Genomic DNA, 16,679 nt, shown 5'->3' on the forward strand with positions numbered 1-16,679 from the left:
GGGCACGGTCTTCGCCTTGCTGAGATTCACCGTGACGGGATCGTCGCTCTCGTCGTCGTCGGTCGTGCCCGAGCAGCCGAGATCCGCGCTGTCGACCTTGCCGTCACCGTCGTCGTCCTTGCCGTTCGAGCACTGGTACGAGACGACGTCGTAGGTGAAGTACCCACGGTCTGGCGCGGCATCCCAGAAGTTGAACTCGATGCCCGCCGAGCTCTCATCGATGCTCAGGCTCACGGCGACGAAGTTGAAGCTCGCCACGTTCCCGAGCGCCGACCGCGGGACCCGGAACTCCGTCACGTTGGTGCCGGCTCCTCCTACGGAAAACCCGGACGGCGAGGACGGCACGAAGTCGGAGCCGTTCCAGCTGGCGAAGTACCCTCCGACGAGGGGCCCTGCCAGCATGAACACCTCGTCGCCGTCTCCTCCGGTCGACTGGTTCTTGTCCGTGTCGATGAACACGGCGATCGCATGGTTGGCGACGGTCGGGCTCGCCGAGGCGATCTGGAAGCTGATGAGGCCGCCGGACGCATCGGTGCGGACCGTCAGGTTGCGGATGTCCGTCCCGGAGCCGGCGTCGTTGGCCCCATCGGTGTAGCTCTGATCCGCGAGCGCGGAGGCCGACAGGGCGAGCGCCGACAGCACAACGATCAGCGCAACCCGGAGACGGCCGACACAGCAGGTCATACCCCCACCTTTCTGGCGATCACGGCCGCTTCGGCGCACCGCGTCGCCAACGTCTGATCGAAAATACTGAACGTCATAGCATGTGCTTTGTAACAGAAGACACGTGGCAAGTCCAGGCTAGGAGGGCCAGACGAGAGCCGTGTCTCCCACGCGTTGCGCGCCCGCGCCGAACCGCTCGTTCAGCACGCGCCACCCTGGACGGCTCGCACGCGGTGCTCGACGAAGCTCCCGCCTCCTCGAGGCGAGGCCACCCGCGCGGTCGCCAGCTCTCCACGGCCGACGAGCTGCTGGCGCGTCTCTGGGAGTGAGGCGCTCCCGGCGCGGTTGGCTACCGGCGCGGGCCGGCGGCGGCGATCTCCGGGCCGACGTCGGCGGCGAACTTCTCCTCGAAGTTCGCACGGAACATCGCCGCGAGCTCGGCCGCCTGCGCGTCGTACGCCGCCGGGTCGCCCCACGTGGAGCGCGGGTCGAGCAGGCCGTCGTCGACCCCCGGGCACGCGAGCGGCACCTCGAAGCCGAAGACCGGGTCGATCCGGTACTCGACGGCGTCGAGGTTGCCGGAGAGCGCCGCGTGGAGCAGCGCGCGGGTCGCCTTGATCGGCATCCGGTGGCCCTCGCCGAACGAGCCGCCCGTCCAGCCGGTGTTCACGAGCCACACGTTGACGTGCGGGTGCTCCTCGAGCTTCGCGCCGAGCATGCCCGCGTAGACCGACGGCCGCTGCGGCAGGAATGGGGCGCCGAAGCACGTGGAGAAGGTCGGTTGCGGCTCGGTGACGCCGATCTCGGTGCCCGCGAGCTTCGCCGTGAAGCCCGACAGGAACCAGTACATCGCCTGCTCGCGTGTGAGGCGCGCGAGGGGAGGCAGGATCCCGAACGCGTCGGCGGTGAGGAAGACGACGTTGCGCGGGTGCCCGGCCATCTTCGCCGGCAGGGCGTTCGGGATCTGCTCGAGCCGGTAGGCGGCCCGCGTGTTCTCGGTCTTCGAGTCGTCGTCGAGGTCGAGCACGCCGCGGTCGTCGATGACGACGTTCTCGAGGATCGTCCCGTAGGTGCGCGTCGTCCGGTGGATGTCCGGCTCGGCGTCCGCGGAGAGCCGGATCACCTTCGCGTAGCAGCCGCCCTCGACGTTGAAGACGCCGCCCGTGCCCCACCCGTGCTCGTCGTCGCCGATCAGCTGACGATCGGGGTCGGCCGAGAGCGTCGTCTTGCCCGTCCCCGAGAGGCCGAAGAAGAGCGCGACGTCGCCGTCGTCGCCGATGTTCGCCGAGCAGTGCATCGGGAATACGTCCTCGAGCGGCAGGCGGTCGTTCATCACGGTGAAGATCGACTTCTTGATCTCCCCGCCGTAGAACGTGCCGCCGATCAGGACCTCGGTGCGCGACGGGTGGAGCACGATGAACGTTCCCGTCCGCGTGCCGTCCACGTCGGGCTCGGCCTCCACCTCGGGCGCGTGCAGCACGACCGCGTCGGGAACGTGGCCCGCGAGCTCGTCCGCCGCCGGCACGATGAACATCGTCGACGCGAACAGCGCGTGGTACGGGCTCGCGGTCACGACGCGGACGCCGATCCGGTGCTCCGGGTCGGCGCCGGCGAACGCGTCCACGACGTACAGCGTCTCCTGCGCCGACAGGTAGGCGGTCACCTTCGCGCGCAGCGGGTCGTACCGCTCCTCCGGGAGCGGCTGGTTCACGCTCCCCCACCAGATGCGCTCCCGCGATCCCGGCTCGTCGACGACGAACTTGTCCTTCGGCGAGCGACCGGTGTACCGGCCCGTGTCGACGACGAGCGGGCCGCCCTCGGCGAGGCGCGCGCCGCTGCGCAGGGCGGCCTCGTAGAGCTGCGAGGTCGTGGGGTTGTGGACGACGTTGCCGGTCGCAGCGATGCCGTGCTGCTCGAGTGCTACCGCATCGTGTGTCGTCGTCATCCCGCGTCCTCTCCCGGGTCGTCGTTGGTGTCACGCGCACGGTAGTGCCTCCGCGCGTGACATGGCAGCGTCAACCGTCAGTGCACCGGCTCTCCCTCGAGCGGGGTCACGTCCGCGTCCCGCGAGACGAGCTCTGCGTAGCGGCCTCCCGACGCGAGCAGCTCCTCGTGCGTCCCGGTCTCGACGACGCGGCCGCGGTCGAGGACGACGATCTGGTCGGCGTCCCGCACCGTCGACAGCCGGTGGGCGATCGCGATCGTCGTGCGCCCCTCGGAGAGCCGCTCGAGGGCAGCCTGCACGGCACGCTCCGTCTGCGTGTCGAGCGACGAGGTCGCCTCGTCGAGGACGAGGATCGGCGGGTTGCGGAGCAGCGTCCTGGCGATCGCGATCCGCTGCTTCTCGCCGCCCGAGAACCGGTAGCCGCGCTCGCCGACGACCGTCTCGTAGCCGTCGGGGAGCGTGGAGACGAGCTCGTGGATCTGGGCCGCCCGCGCCGCGTCCTCGACCTCCTCGTCGGTCGCCTCCGGCTGCGCGAAGCGGAGGTTCTCCCGAACCGTCGCGTGGAAGAGGTAGGTCTCCTGGGAGACGACGCCGACGGCCGCCGCCAGCGCGTCGAACCCGAGGTCGCGCACGTCGACGCCGTCGATCGCCACCCGACCCTCGGTGGCGTCGTAGAGGCGCGCGACGAGGTACGCGCACGTCGTCTTGCCGGAGCCCGTCTCGCCGACGAGCGCCGTCTTCGTGCCAGGCGCGACCGTGAACCCGACGTCCTGCAGGGTCCACTGCGCGTCGTCGTAGCGGAACCAGACGCGCTCGAGCCGCACCTCCCCGCGCGGCGCGGGCAGCTCCCGGTCGCCCTCGACGATGTCGACCGGCTCGTCGAGGTACTCGAAGATGCGGTCGAACAGCGCGAGCGAGGCCTGGACGTCGATCTGCACCCCGAGCAGGCTCCCGATCGGGAAGAAGAGCCGCGTCTGCAGGGTGGTGAAGGCGACGACGGTGCCGAGGGTGATCGTGTCCCAGCCGCGCGCGATCGTGAAGCCGGCGAACCAGTAGACGAGCGCGGGCATCACCGCGAACGTCGTCTGGATCGCGGCCATCATCCAGCGACCCGTCATCCTCGAGCGCACCTCGAGCGCGGCGAGGCGCTCCGACTCCGCGGAGAACCGCTCCGCGAGGTCGGCCGTCCGTCCCATCGTCTTGCCGAGCAGGATCCCGGAGACGGACAGCGACTCCTGCACGATCGCCGAGACGTCCGCGAGCGATGCCTGGCGCTCGGCGGTGACCTTCTTGCGCTGCTCCCCCACCCGCTTCGTCAACCAGACGAACAGCGGGAGCAGCGCGAGCGCGAACACCGCGAGGCGCCAGTCGAGCAGCACCATCGCGAAGACCGTCGCGAGCACGGTCGTCACGTTCGAGAGCACCGAGGTGGCGGTCGACGTGACGACGTTCTCGATGCCGCCGATGTCGTTCGCGATGCGGCTCTGCACCTCGCCGGTGCGCGTCCGGGTGAAGAACGCGAGCGAGAGCCGCTGCAGGTGCCGGTAGACCGCGGTGCGCAGGTCGTGCATCACGCTCTGCCCGACCTGGTTCGAGAGCAGCGTCTGCCAGACACCGAGCACGCCCGTGGCGACCGGGATCGCCACCATGCCGGCGACGAGCGCCGTGAGCAGGCGGACGTTCCCGTCGGGGATCGCGACGTCGAGCACCTCGCGCAGCAGGAACGCCGGGATCGTCGCCAGGAGCGCGGACACGACGATCAGCGCCGAGACGCCCGAGAGGCGGCGCCGGTAGGGCCTGAAGAGACCGACGATGCGGCGCAGGTTCGCCTTCCGCACCGCGGGGTCGGCAGGCCGCTCGGGTGCGTCCTGCGGCGTGAACGACTCGAAGCGGCGGCCCGGCATGGTGAACAGGGTGCCTGCTCCGGCGCTCCGCCGTCAGCGCCCCGCCCGATCGCTCGCCGGCCGCGCCGAGCGTGTCGTCCGCGGCGGCGCGTAGAACACCGCCGATGCGCGCACGCGACATCGGCCTCGAGATCGGGTCACGCGCGCCCGGTCCGGGGAACGCGATCACCGACGTCGAGGGCGTCCGCGTCGGGATGACGACGGTCGTGGAGGGCGACGACGTGCGCACCGGCGTCACGGTCGTCCTCCCGCCTCCGGAGCCGCTGTTCGCCGGGTGTCACCGGTTGAACGGCAACGGGGAGCTCACCGGGCTCGAGTGGATCCGCGAGTGCGGGATGCTGACGACGCCGGTCGCGATCACCAACACGTTCTCGGTCGGCGTCGTGCGCGACACGATCGCGACCGCCAACCCTCCCACGCTCGACGACTGGGCGCTCCCCGTCGTCGGCGAGACGTGGGACGGCGTGCTCAACGACATCCGCGCGCAGCGGGTGACGCCCGAGCACGTCTCGGCGGCGCTCGCCCACGCGCACGACGGCCCGGTGACCGAGGGCAACGCCGGCGGGGGCACGGGGATGATCTGCCACGGCTTCAAGGGCGGCACCGGCACCGCCTCGAGAGTGGTCGAGGTCGCCGGCAGGCCGACCTCCGTCGGCGTGCTCGTCCAGGCGAACCACGGTGCGCGGGAGCGGCTGACGATCGAGGGTGTGCGCGTCGGGACGCTGCTCGGGCCCGACCTCGTCCCGCTCCCCGGTGCGCAGGCCGCAGAGGGCGCAGGGTCGATCATCGGGATCGTGGCGACCGACGCACCGCTCCTCCCGGGGCAGTGCGACGCGCTCGCGCAGCGGGCGGCCCTCGGCGTCGCCCGGCTCGGCGGCGCCGGGGAGATCTCGAGCGGCGACCTCTTCCTCTGCTTCGCGACGGGAAACCGGGGCCTCGTCGGCGACGCGCCCCTCTCCGCGCTGCACATGGTGCGGCTCGACCTCGTGAACGAGCTCCTCTACGCGACGATCGAGGCGACCGAGGAGGCGATCGTCAACGCGCTCCTCGCCGCCGAGACGATGACCGGCGCCGGCGGGCGGACGGCCCATGCGCTCGGGGCGGAGCGGCTCGCCGAGACGCTGCGCCCGTTCGGCGTGCTCCGCTGACGCGCGCCGCTCACGCTGCGGGGTCGGGGAGCGCCTCCACCGCCTCGCGCACACGGGCCGTGAGCGCGCGCGCGACGGCGACCGTCGGGCTCTCCGACGCGACGGGGATCGGCTCGCCGATCGCGACCCGCAGCCGCGAGAGGCCGAGACGGCGCCCGGCGAGCGCGCGGTCGGTGTCGAACAGGCGCACGGGGACGATCGGCGCCCCCGTGCGCAGGGCGACGCGCGCCGCCCCCCGGTGCCAGACGCCCTCGGAGCGGACGCGCCCCTGGGGGAAGAGCGCGCCCGCACGACCGGTGCACGTGAGCTCGACGGCGCGCTCGACCGCGTCCCGGTCGCCGCGCCCGCGGTCGACGGGGAAGCCGCCGAGCGCCTCGACGAGGCGGCCGACGAGCCGCACGCGCCAGAGCTCCGCCTTCGCCATGAAGCACAGGTCGCGTGGCACCGCGCTCCCGAGCACGAACGGGTCGAGAGCGGAGAGGTGGTTCGCGACGACGACCACGCCGCCGCTCGCAGGGACGTGCTCGGCGCCCGCGACCTCCAGGCGGTAGACGACCTGCATCGTCGGCCGCACGACGAGCCTGACTGCGCGGTACGGCGTCACCAGGTCAGACCGACGAGACGGCCTGGAAGCGGGCGAGCGCGGCGGCGGTGTGGTCGAGCCAGGCACGCCAGCGGGGCAGCCGCACGAGCTCTCCGGAGCGCCGCCGCAGGGCAGCGCCGTGGAGCCCGCGGGAGATCAGCGTGTACGTGCCCTCGGAGCCCGCGGCCCGGGCCCGCTCGAACCCGACGCGGGAGCTGGCCGGGCTGACACCGGGGATCCCGGGCAGGTACCGGTCCCACGCGCCGTGGACGACGTCGAGCCGCTTGCCGCGGAGCCCGTCGACCGAGAGCTCGTCGGGGATCCACGGCGCGAGCCCGAGCACGCCGGCGACCCGCGGCCGCTCGGCGATCCCGACCGCGACGGCTCCGCCCATGGAGAAGCCGATCAGGAGGGTGGACCGGGCACCGGTGGCGACGAGGTGGTCGATCGCCGCGGCCGCGTCGGCCATGCAGGACTCGAGCGCCTTCCACGTCTTGACGCGGTAGCGCACCTCGAGGAAGCGGATGCCCGGGAAGCGCGGGCCGAGCTCCTCCGCGAGGAGCTCGCTCGTCGCGCTCCACGTCCCCGGCAGGGGCCGGGCCGTGCCGCCGTTGACGAGGACCGCGGCGAGGTCGCCCCCGGGGTTGCGAAGGCGCGCTTCGGCGCCCGTGTCGAGCTCCACGAGCGAGGGCGGTGACGCGGGGGCGGCGCTCACCCCCGAATCGTGCCGGACGAGCACGGTGCCGGGATAGGGTGAGGGCGTGACGGCCCACGTGATCGACGGCGACCGGCTCGCAGAGGAGCTGCGGGCCTCGGTCGAGGCGGACGCCGCGGCACTCGCCGACGAGGGGGTGGCGCCGGGGCTCGCCACCGTCCTCGTGGGGGACGACTACGCGTCGATCGCGTACGAGCGTCGCGTGCGCCGGCTGACCGAGGAGCTCGGGTGCCGCTTCGCCTCCGAGCACCTTCCGGCCGACGCCGCCCAGGCCGACGTCCTCGCGGCGGTCGGCAAGCTCAACGCCGACCCCCGCGTGTCGGGGGTCCTCGTCCTGCGACCGCTGCCGCCACAGGTCGACGAGGGGGACGTGTACCGGACGCTCGACCCGCTGAAGGACATCGAGGCGGTGCACCCGGACAACGCCGGGCTCCTCGCGCTCGGGCAGCCGCGCTTCGTCCCGTCGACACCGGCCTCCGTGTTCTGGATGCTCGACCGGTACGTCGAGTCGACGGGACGCGACCCCGCGTCGTTCTACAACGGCCTCGACCTCGTCCTCGTCGGCCGCTCGAACAACGTCGGCAAGCCGGCCCTCTGGCTCGGTCTCGCGCGGAACGCGACCGTCGTCAGCGCCCACCACCACACCGCGGAGGCCGGACGGCTCGAGGAGCATGCGCGCCGCGCCGACATCCTCGTCGTCGCCGCCGGCGTCCCGCGCCTCGTCACCGCGGCGATGGTGAAGCCGGGGGCGATCGTGATCGACGTCGGGATCAACCCCGAGACGGACCCGGCGACGGGCAGGGTGCACCTCGTCGGCGACGTCGACTTCGACTCCGTGGCCGAGGTCGCCGAGGCCGTGTCCCCGGTGCCGGGCGGTGTCGGCCCGATCACCGACGTGTTCCTGCTCTCGAACACCGTTCGCGCCGCGCGCCTGCGTGCAGCGATCGACCGCTGACGCCGCTCACGAGCCGCACCCGGGGGCGGCACCCGCGCGCACCGCGCACCGCGCCGCGGCAGGACCGACCGACCCCGGGCGCGAACCCGTGACCGTGGAGACGCAGGCCGCCGTCGACCGGTTCCTCTCGAGCCCCGGGCTGAGCGAGGCGACGCGGCGTGCGTACCGCTCCGACCTGCGGGACTTCGCGGGCTGGCTCGACGACGGCGGGATCGCCCTGGACGCCGTCGACACGCGGGCCCTCGCCGCCTACACCGCCGAGCTCGGACGGGCCCGCCGCGGCCTCGCGCCCGCGACGATCGCCCGCCGGCTGTCGGCGGTGCGGTCGCTCCTCCGGTTCACACGCGGGGCCGAGCACGTCCCCGAGGCGGCGCTGGCACCGCGCCGTCCCCGCAGGCTGCCGGACGTCCCCCGCCTGTCCGAGGTCGAGGCCCTCGTCGACGGGCTCGACCGGGACGGCCCGCTCGGAACGCGTGATCGGGCGCTCGTCGAGCTCGTCTACTCGTGCGGGCTCCGCAGCGCCGAGGCGGTCGCACTCGACCTGGGCGACGTCGACTTCGACCGGGAGGTCGTCCACGTGCGCGGCAAGGGCGGCAAGGAGCGCGTCGTGCCGCTCGGCGAGGAAGCTGCCGCCCTGCTCGCCCTCTACCTCCGCGACGGCCGGCCGCAGCTCGCGCGCGGGGCGTGCGACGCGCTCTTCCTGTCGGCCCGCGGCAACCGGCTCGACACGAGCGTCCTCCGACGGCTCGTCCGCAACCCGCACCGGCTGCGCCACGGGTATGCGACCCACCTGCTCGAGGGCGGCGCCGACCTGCGCACGATCCAGGAGCTGCTCGGCCACGCGTCGCTCTCGACGACGCAGGTCTACAGCCACGTCGACGCGCGCCGGCTACGGCGCGTCTACGACCGCTCGCACCCGCGCTCGTAGCGGGCGCGTGGAACCGGGCCGCGCCCGGCCATACTGGGCCGATGCGCCGTGTCCACACCGCCGCGTCGATCGTCGTCGCCGCCCTCGTGCTGCCGTTGCTCGTGACGACGAGCCTGCGGATCGTGCTCGACGACTGGATCGTCCGCTTCGAGTACGCCGCAGGCGGTGTGCCCGAGGATCGCTACGGGCTCGACCGCGACGAGCGGACGGCGCTCGCGCTCACCGGGCTCGAGGCGATCACCCCGGGCTCCCGGGGGGTGGAGCTCCTGCGCGAGGCGCGGCTCCCCGACGGTGAGCCCGCGTTCACCGAGCCCGAGATCGTGCACATGCAGGACGTCCGCGACCTCGTGGGCGCGTTGCTCTCGTTCCAGCTGTGGGCGGCCGTCGCGCTCGCCGTGGCCACGGCCGCCCTCGCCTTCCGGCCCTCGACACGAGCGATCGTCCCCCGGGGGCTGCGGTGGGGCGTGCTCGCGTCGGTCGGGATCGCCGCCGTGCTCGGCGTGGTCATGCTCGTGGCGTGGGACGCCTTCTTCACCCGCTTCCACGAGCTGTTCTTCGAGGGCGACACGTGGCGGTTCCCGGTCACGGACACGCTCATCCGGCTCTACCCGGACGCGTTCTGGATGGGCGTCGCCGGGTGGATCGCCGGCCTCACCGTCGCGCTCGCCGTGCTCGTCTGGATCGCAGCCGGCCTCTGGCTCCGGCTCGTCCGGCCGCCCTCCGACCGCCCCGCGTGAGAGGAGCACGGCGCGCGGCGGAGAATCCGTCCGTCGCGCCCGTGCCGACCCACGACCCCGATGTCGAGAGCTTCCTGCTCGTGCTCGCAGCGCAGCGGTCGCCCCGCACCGTCGACGCGTACCGCCGTGACCTGACGAAGCTCCGCGTCTTCCTCGACGCACCGGTCGCGAGCGCCGACCCCGTGGATCTCGAGCGCTGGCTCGCGTCGATGCGCGCCGACGGCCTCGCCCACTCCACGGCGGCGCGTCGCCTCGCCGCGGTGCGTTCCTTCTTCCGTCACCAGGTGCTCGTGGGCGCCCGGGCCGACAACCCCGCGGCCGAGGTGCGCCCGCCGAGGCGCCCACGCACGCTGCCGCGGGCGCTCTCCCCGGCGGAGACCGAGCGGCTGATCGACGCGGCGACCGGCACGCAGCCCCGGACGCTGCGCGATCGCGCGCTCGTCGAGCTCCTGTACGGCGCCGGGCTGCGCGTGTCGGAGGCGCTCGGCCTCGTCAAGGCGTCGGTCGACCTCGAGCAGCGCATCGTCCGCGTCCTCGGGAAGGGCGGCAAGGAGCGGATCGTCCCCGTCGGTCGGCCGGCGGCAGACGCGCTCCGCCGGTACCTCGCGCTCGGCCGGCCCCACCTCGACCGGCGCCATCGACCCGACCTCTTCCTGAACGTTCGCGGCGGCGCCCTCACCCGGGCCGGCGCGTTCCTGATCCTCCGCCGCCTCGCCGACCGGGCCGGGCTCGAGCCGGAGCGCGTCCATCCGCACCTGCTGCGGCACTCGTTCGCGACGCACCTGCTCGAGGGTGGCGCAGACCTCCGCAGCGTCCAGGAGATGCTCGGCCACGCCGACCTGTCGACCACGGAGCGCTACACCCACGTCTCCGACCGGCGCCGACGCGAGACATACTTCCGCGCGCACCCGCACGCGCGTCGCCGACCCGATCGCCCGCGTCCCGCGAAGGACGAGAGCGCCTGAGCAGCTCGGCGGTGCGACGGATGCGAGACACCCGGCCGTCGACGAGAGCACCGTGATCGATCTCCACACCCACCTGCTGCCCGCCGTCGACGACGGGCCCGACACGATCGCCGGAAGTATCGAGATGGCCCGGACGATGGCCGCGGACGGCGTCCGCATCGTCTGTGCGACCCCGCACGTGCGCGAGGACTGGCCGACGACACCGGGCGTGATGGAGCGTCGGCTGCGCGAGGTTCGCTCGGCGGTCGAGGACGAGGGGATCGAGCTCGAGGTCCGCGGCGGCGGCGAGATCGCGCTCGAGCAGGTGCCGCGCCTCTCGTACGAGGAGCGTGCACGCTTCGGCCTCGGCGGGAACGCCCGGCTGCTCCTCCTCGAGTTCCCGTACTACGGGTGGCCGCTGGAGCTCGCCTCGCTGTGCGACGGGCTGCTGCGAGACGGCGTCGTGCCCGTGATCGCGCACCCCGAGCGAAACGCGGACGTCCAGGCGATGCCGGGCCGCCTCGAGCACGTCGTCAACGACGGGGCCGTCGTCCAGCTCACGGCCGCGTCCATCGACGGCCGCCTGGGCAGGCGTGCCCAGGAGTGCGCCCACGAGCTGATCGACCTCCGTCTCGCGCACGTCGTGGCCTCGGACGCACACGCCCCCCAGGTGCGCCGTGCGGGGATGTCCGCGGCCCGTGAGGCCCTCGGCGACCCGGCCCTCGCCCGGTGGATGTGCGAGGACGTCCCCGCCGCACTGCTCGCGGGCGAGGACGTGCCGCTCCGGCCGCGCGTCCGCCACCGGCGGCGTCGCGGGCTGCTCAGGCGCCCGAGCCGCTAGACGCGGCCGCGTCCGCGAGGCGCGCGGCCTCCGCGACCGTCTCGTCGTCGGCGCCGACGAGGGTCGCGTGCCCGAGCTTGCGTCCCTGCCTCGGCTCCTTGCCGTACACGTGCACGTGCGCACCGAGCTCGAGCAGGCGCGGGAGCGAGGGCAGGTCGCCGAGGAGGTTGACCATCACGCTGGGCGCGATCGCGTCGGTCGGCCCGAGCGGCCAGCCGAGCACGGCGCGCAGGTGGTTCTCGAACTGGCTCGTCACCGCTCCGTCGATCGTCCAGTGCCCGGTGTTGTGGACGCGCGGCGCGAACTCGTTCGCGAGCAGGCGCCCATCGACCTCGAAGAGCTCGACCGCGAGCACGCCGACGTATCCGAGCTCGTCGAGCAGCCTCGCCGCGATCGCCTCCGCCTCCGCCTGCGGCGCCCCGGGCGCGGGGGCGCGGGAGACGCGCAGGACCCCGTCGCGGTGGACGTTCTCGGCCACTGGCCAGAACCGCGTGGCGCCGTCCCGGCCGCGCACGGCCACGATCGACAGCTCACGGTCGAAGGGCACGAGCTCCTCGGCGAGCTCGTCCTCGGCGAGGGGCTCGACCGTCTCCGCGAGCCGCTGCCCCTTGCCGTCGTAGCCGAGGCGCCGCTTCTTCACGAGCGCGGGGAGGCCGACGGCCTCGACGCTGCCGAACCGGGCCGTCGGGATGCCGAGACGCGTGAACAGCTCCTTCTCGCGCAGCCGGTCCTGCCCCTCCCGGAGCGCGACGGGGCCGGGCAGCGCGCCCACCCGCTCCGCCGCCCCGACGGGGACGTTCTCGAACTCGTACGTGACGACGGCGGCCCCGTCGGCGAGACGGTCGAGGGCGTCCGGGTCGTCGTACGGCCCCACGACGAGCTCGCCGACCGCCGCCGCGCAGGCGTCTGGGCCCGGGTCGAGGAAGCGGAAGCGCAGGCCGAGCGGGATCCCCGCGAGCGCGAGCATCCGCCCGAGCTGCCCTCCGCCGATGCAGCCGACGACGGTCATCGCGTGTCCCAACGGCTCGCCACCGCGCGGCGGGTCGGGGTCAGGCCGCCGGGTCGGGATCGTCGAGCACCGCCTGCGTCTGGGCGGCGCGGAACGCGCGAACGCGCTCGGCGAGCGCCGGATCGGAGCGGGCGACGATCGCCGCCGCGAGCAACGCCGCGTTCACGGCCCCGGCGCGCCCCACCGCGAGCGTCCCCACGGGCACGCCCGCCGGCATCTGCACGATCGAGAGCAGGGAGTCGATGCCCGACAGTGCCTTCGACTCGACGGGGACGCCGAGCACGGGCAGCGGCGTCTTCGCGGCCGTCATGCCGGGCAGGTGGGCGGCGCCGCCGGCACCGGCGACGATCACCTGCAGCCCCCGCTCCTCCGCGGACGCTGCGTACTCGAAGAGGAGGTCGGGGGTGCGGTGCGCGGACACGATCCGCGTCTCGTGCGGCACGTCGAGCGCCTCGAGCGTCTCCACGGCGTGTCGCATCGTCTCCCAGTCGGAGCGGGAGCCCATGATCACGCCGACGAGCGCTGTGGCCATGCCGTGAACCTACTTCGCGCGCGAGCGTTTCACCAGCAGTGCCGCCACCGACGCGGCCGTCTTGCGCACATCGGCGTCCTCCTCGTCGTCGCCCGCGATCCCCTGCAGCAGCCCGATCGTGTCGGCCGCGGGCGTGCCGTTCTTCAGGCAGACGATGGCGAGGCGCCGGACGGCGACGTTCGCGTCACGCGCTGCCATCTCGTTGAGCAGCGCGCGGAACTTGTTCACGTCGCCGGGATGGTCGCGCGACAGGCCCTCGAGGGCGATCAACGCGGATCCGCGTGCCGCCGGGCTCTCGTCGTCGAGGCCGCGCCGCAGGAGCTCCAGCTTCTGGCGGAAGCGGAACTGCGCGAGCGAGCGGTAGGCGAGCGCGCGGACGCGGTAGTCGGGATGGCGGGCCGCCGCCTCGATCTCGTCGTCCCACGTGGCCCGCAGGAGCGCGAGCTCCTTCTCCAGGCCACGCGCCGCGTACTCGTCCGCGAGCGTCGCGGCCTGTTCCAGGGTCATCTCGGCCAACGCGCTGCCCGCGGCTCAGACGGAGTCGAGCGACCGAGGACCGGGGCCGACGTACCGCGCGGACGGTCGCACGAGCCGCGCGAGGCGCTTCTGCTCGAGCACGTGGGCCGACCAGCCGGCGGTCCGGGAGCAGGCGAACATCGCCGGCGCGAGCTGCGGCGGCACGCCCGCGACGTCGAGAACGACGGCCGACCAGAACTCGACGTTCGTCGCCAGCACCCGGTCGGGCTTGCGGCGCTCGAGCTCCGCGAGCGCCGCCTGCTCGAGCGCCTCGGCGACCTCGAAGCGCGGCGAGCCGAGCTCCTTCGCGGTCCCGCGCAGCAGGCGCGCGCGCGGGTCCTCGGCGCGGTACACGCGGTGCCCGAAGCCCATCAGCCGCTCGCCGCGGTCGAGGAGGTCGGCGACGTACCGCTCGACGCTCTCGGCCTCGGCCGCGCCGTCGAGCATGGGGAGCACGCGCGCCGGAGCGCCCCCGTGGAGGGGCCCGGAGAGCGCGCCCACCGCCGAGGAGAGGATCGCCCCGCAGTCCGCCCCGGTCGACGCGCAGATCCGGGCGACGAAGGTCGAGGCGTTGAGCCCGTGCTCGGCCGTGCAGATCCAGTACGTGTCGATCGCCGTCGCGGCCCTCGGATCGACGTCGCCGCGCCACTCGAGGAGGAAGCGCTCCGCCGTCGTGCGGCCCTGCTCGACGGCGTCGAAGGGGATGCGATCGGCGTGCCCGTCGGCGACGCGCGCGGACTGGGCGACCACGGAGATCATCGCCGCGGAGAGGCGGCGGAGGTCGTCCGTCGCCTGCGCGTCGTCGATATCGATCAGCTGCCCGAGGCCCCATTCGGCGCTGAGCCGCCCGGTCGTCATCTGCAGGTCCGACGGCGTGTGCCCCGTCAGGTCGAGCGCTTCGTACGGCTCGGCAGCCGGCAGCCCGGGCTCGAGCTCGCCGTCGACGAGCAGCCCCCAGACCTTCTCGAACGGCACGAGGCCGACGAGGTCCTCGATGTCGACACCGCGGTACCGCAGCGCGCCCCCGTCGCGGTCGGGCTCCGCGATCTCCGTCTCGAACGCGACGACCCCCTCGAGGCCTGGCGTGAAGTCGCTCATCGCCCGTCGGACGGTACCTGACGAGCCGTCTCCGGCATCGCACTATGCTGGACGCCATGACACACCGAGTCACACTCATCCCCGGTGACGGCACCGGGCCGGAGCTCACAGAGGCGACACGCAGGGTGCTCGAGGCGACGGGCGTCGCCTTCGAGTGGGAGGTGCGGCAGGCAGGCGTGGACGTGATGGAGGAGGCGGGGACGCCGCTTCCGGACGAGACGCTCGCCTCGATCCGCGACACGCGCGTCGCGCTCAAGGGCCCGATCACGACGCCCATCGGCACGGGCTTCCGGTCGGTCAACGTCGCGCTCCGACACGAGCTGGGCCTGTACGCGTGCCTCCGCCCGTGCAAGTCGTACCCCGGCGTCCGGTCCCGCTACGAGGGGGTCGACCTCGTGGTCGTCCGCGAGAACACCGAGGACCTGTACGCGGGCATCGAGTACGAGTCGGGGTCGGAGGACGCGGCACGCGTGATCGCGATGCTGAACGGCCTCCAGCCGAAGCAGATCGGCCCGACGGCGGGCATCTCCGTGAAGCCGATCAGCCCCGAGGCCTCCGAGCGGATCATCCGCTTCGCGTTCGACTACGCGCGCGCCCACGGGCGCTCGCGCGTCTCGTGCATCACGAAGGCGAACATCATGAAGTTCACGGACGGGCTCTTCCTCTCCGTGTTCCGCGACGTCGCCGCGGACTACCCGGAGATCGAGCCCTGGGAGAACCTCGTCGACGCACTCTGCATGGGGCTCGTCCAGCGCCCCGAGGAGTTCGACGTGCTCGTGCTCCCGAACCTCTACGGCGACATCATCAGCGACCTGACGGCGGGCCTCGTCGGCGGCCTCGGCGTCGCACCGGGCGCCAACATCGGGCCCGAGGCGGCCGTGTTCGAGGCCACGCACGGGTCTGCGCCCAAGTACAAGGGCATGAACCGGGTCAACCCGACGGCCATGATCCTCTCGGGGAAGCTCATGCTCGAGCACCTCGGCGAGCAGGACGCGGCGTCGCGGCTGGAGGCGGCCGTCGAGGCCGTGATCGCCGAGGGCACGGACGTCACGTACGACCTGAAGCCGACGCGGGAGGACCCGACCGCGGCCGGCACGGCGGAGTACGCGGACGCGATCATCGCGAAGCTGACCGCCGGCTGACGCGGCGGACGGCGAGAAAGGACAGTCATGAACGGCAGGAAGAAGGTCACCGTCGTCGGGGCGGGGAACGTCGGCGCCACGTGCGCGTTCTCGATCGCGCGCCGCGACTACGCCGATGTCGTCCTCGTCGACATCATCCCCAACTTCCCGCAGGGGAAAGCCCTGGACATGAACCAGGCCGGCTCGATCCTGGGCTTCGAGCCCAACATCGTCGGCGCGAACGGCTACGACGAGACCGAGGGCTCCGACGTCGTCGTGATCACCGCGGGCAAGCCGCGCTCGCCCGGCATGAGCCGCGACGACCTCGTGACCACGAACGAGGCGATCGTCGGCTCCGTGACACGGGAGATCGTGAAGCGCTCGCCGAAGACGGTGATCGTCGTCGTGTCCAACCCCCTCGACGCGATGTGCCACGTCGCGAAGGCGGTCTCGCGCTTCCCGAAGGAGCGGGTCGTCGGCATGGCGGGGATCCTCGACACCGCGCGCTTCGCCGCGTTCATCGCCTGGGAGACCGGCATGTCGGTGCGAGACGTCCAGGCGCTCGTGCTCGGCGGTCACGGCGACCAGATGGTCCCGGTGGTCTCGGCGACGACGGTCGGCGGCGTCCCGCTCGAGCAGCTGACGACGAAGGCGCGCATCGCGAAGATGGTCGAGCGCACGCGCAAGGGGGGCGGCGAGATCGTGAACCTGCTCGGCACCTCGGCGTGGTACGCGCCCGGCGAGGCCGCTGCGGAGATGGTCGAGTCGATCTGCCTCGACGAGAAGCGCGTCCTGCCGTGCACCGCGCTCCTCGAGGGCGAGTACGGGATCAGGGGCCTGTACATGGGCGTCCCCGTCGTGCTCGGCGCGAGCGGCGTCGAGGGGATCGTGAAGCTGAAGCTGAGTGCCGCGGAGAAGAAGATGCTCCGCGACTCGGCGGCGGCGGTGCGCGAAGTGGTCGGCGTCCTCAAGAAGAAGTAGGCGCGGAGGCCGCCGGGCGCGGACGGCCCCGCGCCCGGCGGCGCTCCCGAAGGTGCGAC

General features: G+C 73.1%; 17 protein-coding genes. 8 read left to right on the forward strand and 9 right to left on the reverse strand.

All coding sequences use genetic code 11. The features are described from left to right. From AC162C_RS06995 to AC162C_RS07005, 3 genes are all read right to left on the reverse strand, one after another. Nucleotides 1-684 (reverse strand): hypothetical protein (locus AC162C_RS06995; RefSeq protein ID WP_484096925.1); only part of this gene is annotated, 684 nt, incomplete at its 3' end. Between the two features lie 328 nt (nucleotides 685-1,012). Continuing rightward, nucleotides 1,013-2,608, reverse strand: coding sequence for a phosphoenolpyruvate carboxykinase (ATP) (gene pckA / locus AC162C_RS07000; protein WP_484096926.1), 1,596 nt, complete (start codon nucleotides 2,606-2,608; stop codon nucleotides 1,013-1,015). 77 nt (nucleotides 2,609-2,685) lie between these two features. Continuing rightward, complete coding sequence (locus AC162C_RS07005) at nucleotides 2,686-4,512, reverse strand: ABC transporter ATP-binding protein (RefSeq protein ID WP_484096927.1); 1,827 nt, start codon at nucleotides 4,510-4,512, stop codon at nucleotides 2,686-2,688. 104 nt (nucleotides 4,513-4,616) lie between these two features. Here AC162C_RS07005 and AC162C_RS07010 point away from each other — a divergent pair, with 104 nt between their 5' ends. Continuing rightward, a complete protein-coding gene (locus AC162C_RS07010; protein ID WP_462974965.1) occupies nucleotides 4,617-5,660 on the forward strand; it encodes a DmpA family aminopeptidase in 1,044 nt (347 codons plus the stop codon). A 10-nt stretch (nucleotides 5,661-5,670) separates the two neighbouring features. On the opposite strand, the gene AC162C_RS07015 is transcribed toward AC162C_RS07010, so the two are convergent. Then, entirely contained in the window at nucleotides 5,671-6,264 is a 594-nt protein-coding gene (locus AC162C_RS07015) for a lysophospholipid acyltransferase family protein (RefSeq protein WP_484096928.1), read from the reverse strand. A 4-nt stretch (nucleotides 6,265-6,268) separates the two neighbouring features. Then, entirely contained in the window at nucleotides 6,269-6,958 is a 690-nt protein-coding gene (locus tag AC162C_RS07020; protein ID WP_484096929.1) for an alpha/beta fold hydrolase, read from the reverse strand. 46 nt (nucleotides 6,959-7,004) lie between these two features. Here AC162C_RS07020 and AC162C_RS07025 point away from each other — a divergent pair, with 46 nt between their 5' ends. The 5 genes from AC162C_RS07025 to AC162C_RS07045 all read left to right on the forward strand — a co-directional run bounded on the left by AC162C_RS07025 (nucleotide 7,005) and on the right by AC162C_RS07045 (nucleotide 11,363). After that, nucleotides 7,005-7,913, forward strand: coding sequence for a bifunctional 5,10-methylenetetrahydrofolate dehydrogenase/5,10-methenyltetrahydrofolate cyclohydrolase (locus AC162C_RS07025; protein ID WP_462974019.1), 909 nt, complete (start codon nucleotides 7,005-7,007; stop codon nucleotides 7,911-7,913). Between the two features lie 94 nt (nucleotides 7,914-8,007). Continuing rightward, complete coding sequence (locus AC162C_RS07030) at nucleotides 8,008-8,841, forward strand: tyrosine-type recombinase/integrase (protein WP_462974968.1); 834 nt, start codon at nucleotides 8,008-8,010, stop codon at nucleotides 8,839-8,841. Nucleotides 8,842-8,882: 41 nt separating this feature from the next. After that, on the forward strand, nucleotides 8,883-9,578 hold the full coding sequence (locus tag AC162C_RS07035; protein ID WP_462974021.1) for a TIGR01906 family membrane protein: 696 nt from the start codon (nucleotides 8,883-8,885) through the stop codon (nucleotides 9,576-9,578). A 41-nt stretch (nucleotides 9,579-9,619) separates the two neighbouring features. After that, entirely contained in the window at nucleotides 9,620-10,543 is a 924-nt protein-coding gene (locus AC162C_RS07040; RefSeq protein ID WP_462974022.1) for a tyrosine recombinase, read from the forward strand. Between the two features lie 52 nt (nucleotides 10,544-10,595). After that, nucleotides 10,596-11,363: a tyrosine-protein phosphatase gene (locus AC162C_RS07045; RefSeq protein ID WP_484096930.1), complete on the forward strand. Its 768-nt coding sequence runs from the start codon at nucleotides 10,596-10,598 to the stop codon at nucleotides 11,361-11,363. Here AC162C_RS07045 and AC162C_RS07050 read toward each other — a convergent pair. From AC162C_RS07050 to AC162C_RS07065, 4 genes are read right to left on the reverse strand one after another with little or no spacing between them, the layout of a single operon-like run. Next, nucleotides 11,344-12,372: a 5-(carboxyamino)imidazole ribonucleotide synthase gene (locus tag AC162C_RS07050; protein WP_484096931.1), complete on the reverse strand. Its 1,029-nt coding sequence runs from the start codon at nucleotides 12,370-12,372 to the stop codon at nucleotides 11,344-11,346. The two genes, AC162C_RS07045 and AC162C_RS07050, sit on opposite strands and share 20 nt — an antisense overlap. Nucleotides 12,373-12,412: 40 nt before the next feature. After that, nucleotides 12,413-12,904: a 5-(carboxyamino)imidazole ribonucleotide mutase gene (purE, locus tag AC162C_RS07055; protein ID WP_462974025.1), complete on the reverse strand. Its 492-nt coding sequence runs from the start codon at nucleotides 12,902-12,904 to the stop codon at nucleotides 12,413-12,415. 9 nt (nucleotides 12,905-12,913) lie between these two features. Next, nucleotides 12,914-13,411, reverse strand: coding sequence for a HEAT repeat domain-containing protein (locus AC162C_RS07060; RefSeq protein WP_462974026.1), 498 nt, complete (start codon nucleotides 13,409-13,411; stop codon nucleotides 12,914-12,916). A 24-nt stretch (nucleotides 13,412-13,435) separates the two neighbouring features. Beyond that, on the reverse strand, nucleotides 13,436-14,518 hold the full coding sequence (locus tag AC162C_RS07065) for a citrate synthase 2 (RefSeq protein ID WP_484096932.1): 1,083 nt from the start codon (nucleotides 14,516-14,518) through the stop codon (nucleotides 13,436-13,438). A 56-nt stretch (nucleotides 14,519-14,574) separates the two neighbouring features. On the opposite strand from AC162C_RS07065, the gene AC162C_RS07070 reads away from it, so the two are divergent. Continuing rightward, nucleotides 14,575-15,660 (forward strand): isocitrate/isopropylmalate dehydrogenase family protein, encoded by a 1,086-nt coding sequence (locus AC162C_RS07070; RefSeq protein WP_484096933.1) that lies wholly within the window; start codon nucleotides 14,575-14,577, stop codon nucleotides 15,658-15,660. 27 nt (nucleotides 15,661-15,687) lie between these two features. Then, nucleotides 15,688-16,620 carry a malate dehydrogenase gene (gene mdh / locus AC162C_RS07075; protein ID WP_462974029.1) on the forward strand — a complete coding sequence of 311 codons (933 nt, stop codon included), beginning with the start codon at nucleotides 15,688-15,690 and terminating at the stop codon, nucleotides 16,618-16,620. The last annotated feature ends 59 nt before the right edge of the window (nucleotides 16,621-16,679 follow it).

It is taken from the genome of Gaiella sp. (genome assembly GCF_057140465.1).